The sequence below is a fragment of the Sphingobium sp. UBA5915 genome, assembly GCF_002431195.1.
Lineage (GTDB): Bacteria > Pseudomonadota > Alphaproteobacteria > Sphingomonadales > Sphingomonadaceae > Sphingobium > Sphingobium soli.
Map to the genome: position 1 here is coordinate 6,292 of NZ_DJDV01000099.1, position 3,414 is coordinate 9,705.

General features: G+C 60.9%; 2 protein-coding genes. Both read left to right on the top strand.

Annotated features, from left to right (window positions below; all coding sequences use genetic code 11):
- Positions 1–176 precede the first annotated feature (176 nt).
- On the top strand, positions 177–2,819 hold the full coding sequence (gene bamA, locus B2V90_RS18015) for an outer membrane protein assembly factor BamA (RefSeq protein ID WP_228220808.1): 2,643 nt from the start codon (positions 177–179) through the stop codon (positions 2,817–2,819).
- Positions 2,819–3,414 (top strand): OmpH family outer membrane protein (locus tag B2V90_RS18020; RefSeq protein ID WP_293922644.1); only part of this gene is annotated, 596 nt, incomplete at its 3' end. The genes bamA and B2V90_RS18020, both read left to right, overlap by 1 nt.

Here is a 3,414-nt window from a genome sequence, read left to right on the forward strand (position 1 = left end):
GCGGTGCTGATGGCGATGATGCTGCTGGTGACTTTCAACGATTTGTCGTCTTTCGGGCTTTGGCAAAGCCTGTCCGGCTTGATCGGCTGACGCGCTTCGGGCAGGGAAGCGCGGCTTGGCGTCGTCTGTTGCGACGGAAACATTTTTTTGCGTTTGAGGTGGAGCGGGTGACAGCGATGAACAGCAGCATGAGGCAGCGCCCGATGGTGGCCGCCCTGTTGGCGACGACCATGATCGCGGGCCTCACGGCGGTTCCGGCGATGGCGCAGGATGCCGCCGCGCCTCTGGCCGCGCCTGCGACGACCGCAGCACCGGCCGCGCAGGGCACGATCCGGTCGATCACCGTCACCGGCACGCAGCGGCTGGAGCCGGACACGGTGCTGTCCTACACGAAGCTGCGCATTGGCCAGCCCTATAGCCAGGAAAGCCTCGATCAGGGGCTGCGCGACCTCTACGAAACCGAATTGTTCGCCGACGTCCAGATCCGCAACGACAATGGTGCGCTGACGGTCGAGGTGAAGGAAAATCCGGTCATCAACCGCATCGTGCTGGAAGGCAATAAGCGATTGAAGGACGACAAGATCCGGCCGGAAATCAAGCTCGCCCCACGCCAGATCTATACCCGGTCGAAGGTCCGCGCCGACGTCGCGCGCATCGTCGAACTCTATCGCCGCCAGGGCCGCTTCGCCGCGACCATCGAACCCAAGATGGTGCAGCTCGACCAGAATCGCGTAGACATCGTCTTTGAAATTTCCGAAGGGCCTAAGTCCAAGGTTCGCCAGATCAACATCATCGGCAACGACAAGTTCAGCGATGGCGAACTGCGCAGCGAGATGGTGACGAAACAGTCGCGCTGGTTCCGCATCTTTTCATCTGGCACCAGCTATGATCCCGATCGTCTGGCCTATGACCAGCAGAAGCTGCGCCAATTCTACCTGACCGAAGGCTACGCCGATTTCCGCGTGATTTCGGCCGTGGCCGAACTGACGCCGGATAAGCAGGACTTCATTATCACCTATGTGGTGGAAGAAGGCGACCGCTACAAGTTCGGCGATGTGAAGGTCGAATCGGACATTCGCGACCTGTCGGGCGAAAGCCTGACCAAGCGGTTGCCGATGAAGACGGGCGACTGGTATAATGCCAAGCAGGTCGAGGACACGGTCGATACGCTGAGCGAGACGGCCGGCCTGTTCGGCTATGCCTTTGCCGACGTGCAGCCCGACTTCAACCGCAACAAGGAAGACCTGACGATGGGGATTAATTTCCGCATCGCCAACGCGCCGCGCGTCTATGTCGAACGGGTCGACATCAATGGCAACACGCTGACGCAGGACAAGGTTATCCGCCGCGAATTCCGTCTGGCCGAAGGCGACGCGTTCAACAGCTTCCTGGTCAAGCGGTCGAAGGACCGGATCAATTCGCTCGGCTTCTTCCAGGAAAAGCTGGATATCGAGCAGAAGCCCGGCTCCGCGCCGGATCGCATCGTGCTCGAGACCAATGTGCAGGAAAAATCGACCGGCGAGCTCTCGCTCTCGGCCGGTTTCTCCTCGCTGGAGCGCTTCATCGTCGCGGCGTCGATCACCCAGCGCAACTTCCGTGGCAAGGGCCAGGAACTGCGCACGTCGGTCAATTATTCGGCCTATTCCAAGTCGATCGAAGTGGGCTTCACCGAACCCTATTTCATGGACAAGAATATCGCGCTGGGCGGCGACATCTATCGTCGGGACCTCAACAGCTTCCGCTATCTGACCAATAATGATCGCGACACCACCTACGAGCAGACCACCACGGGTTTCCAGATCCGCGCCGGTGTACCGATCACCGAATATATGTCGCTGGCGCTGCGCTATAGCCTCAACTTTGACGATGTGACGCTGGATCGGGACCAGTTTTATACCGATGGTCAGTGCGATCCGCTGCTGGCCGGCCGCTATCTGTGCGACGCGATCGGCAAACGGACGACTTCGTCGGTGGGCTATTCGCTGATCTACGACACGCGCGACAACCGCATCCGGCCGACGCGCGGCAACAATGTCGTGCTGAGCCAGGATTTCGCTGGGCTTGGCGGCGACGTCAAATATATCAAGACCCGCCTTTCCGCCTCGAAATTCTGGCCTTTGGGCGCAGGTTTCATCTTCTCGCTGTCGGGCGAGGGCGGGTATATCCACAGCCTGGAAGGCGAACGGCGGGACGCGTCCGGGCAGGAAGTGGACAAGATCCGTCTGGTCGATCGCTTCTTCCTGGGTGAGCCGCAATTCCGAGGCTTTGACATCCGTGGTGTAGGACCGCGTATCGTCAGACGTTATTATAGTGCTACCGTGGGTGACGATGGCGTCGCAACCGGTGAGCCGATTACCGGCCGTAACAACCGGACAGACGACGCGCTGGGCGGAAAAATCTACTATCTTGCCCGCGCGGAAGTTCAGATTCCGCTGGGTTCGGCCGCGCGTGAAATGGGTCTGCGCCCCTCGATCTTTATGGACGCAGGCGCGGTTGCCGGTTTGAAAGAGCCAGGCCTCATTAACGGCAATGGCCAGTTTGCCGGCTTCTGTAATGCAAGTGGTCAGACACAGGTGCGCGCGGGTGGTACCGCCGCCAATCCGGTCTGCCCGGCCAGCTTTGGCACCGACTACACTGTGAGCGGTGGCTTTGAGGAGCAATATCTCGGCGACACGCTCAAGCCGCGTCTGTCGGTGGGCTTTGGCGTCAACTGGAACTCGCCCTTCGGCCCGTTCCGCATCGACATCGCCAAGGCTCTGCTCAAGGAACCAGGGGACGACAACAAGCTCATCACCTTCAATGTGGGGACTCAATTCTGATGAAGACACTCGTTAAAGCCGCGGCGCTGGTGTTCGCGCCCATGACCGCCATCGCGCTGACTGCCGTCCCGGCCGCAGCCCAGACCAAGTCCGGCATCGCCGTCGTCGATCTGGAGGAAGCTGTTGCCAAGAGCACGGCCTTCACCACCGCGATGACCCAGATGCAGACCACCTACAAGCCGCAGCTGGACCAGATCGCTTCGCGCCGCAGCGCGATCGAAACCGATCTCAAGACCAAGAATGACGCGCTGCAGGCCGCCTATAAGGCTGCAGGTAACAAGTCGACGCCGGCGCTGGAAACCCAGTTCCAGCAGTTGCAGCAGGCCCAGCAGACCGGCCAGGCAGAATTGCAGCGCCTGACCCAGCCGGTGGCTCTGGCCCGCGCCTATGTCGAACAGCAGATCGTCGCCAAGCTGGACGACGCGCTGAAGGCCGCGACCGCTAAGACCAAGTCGGAAATCGTCTTCAAGAAGGCGGCGACCGAAAGCTTCGGCGCTGGTGCGGACATCACGCCCGCCGTCATCACCGAACTCAACGCGCTCGTGCCCAGCGTCGGCATCACGCCGCCGGCCGGCTGGCAGCCGGGCCAGCAGCA

Excerpts from the sequence above, each read along its gene's own strand:
- bamA (WP_228220808.1), top strand. The coding sequence starts at position 177 with ATGAACAGCAGCATGAGGCAGCGCCCGATGGTGGCCGCCCTGTTGGCG.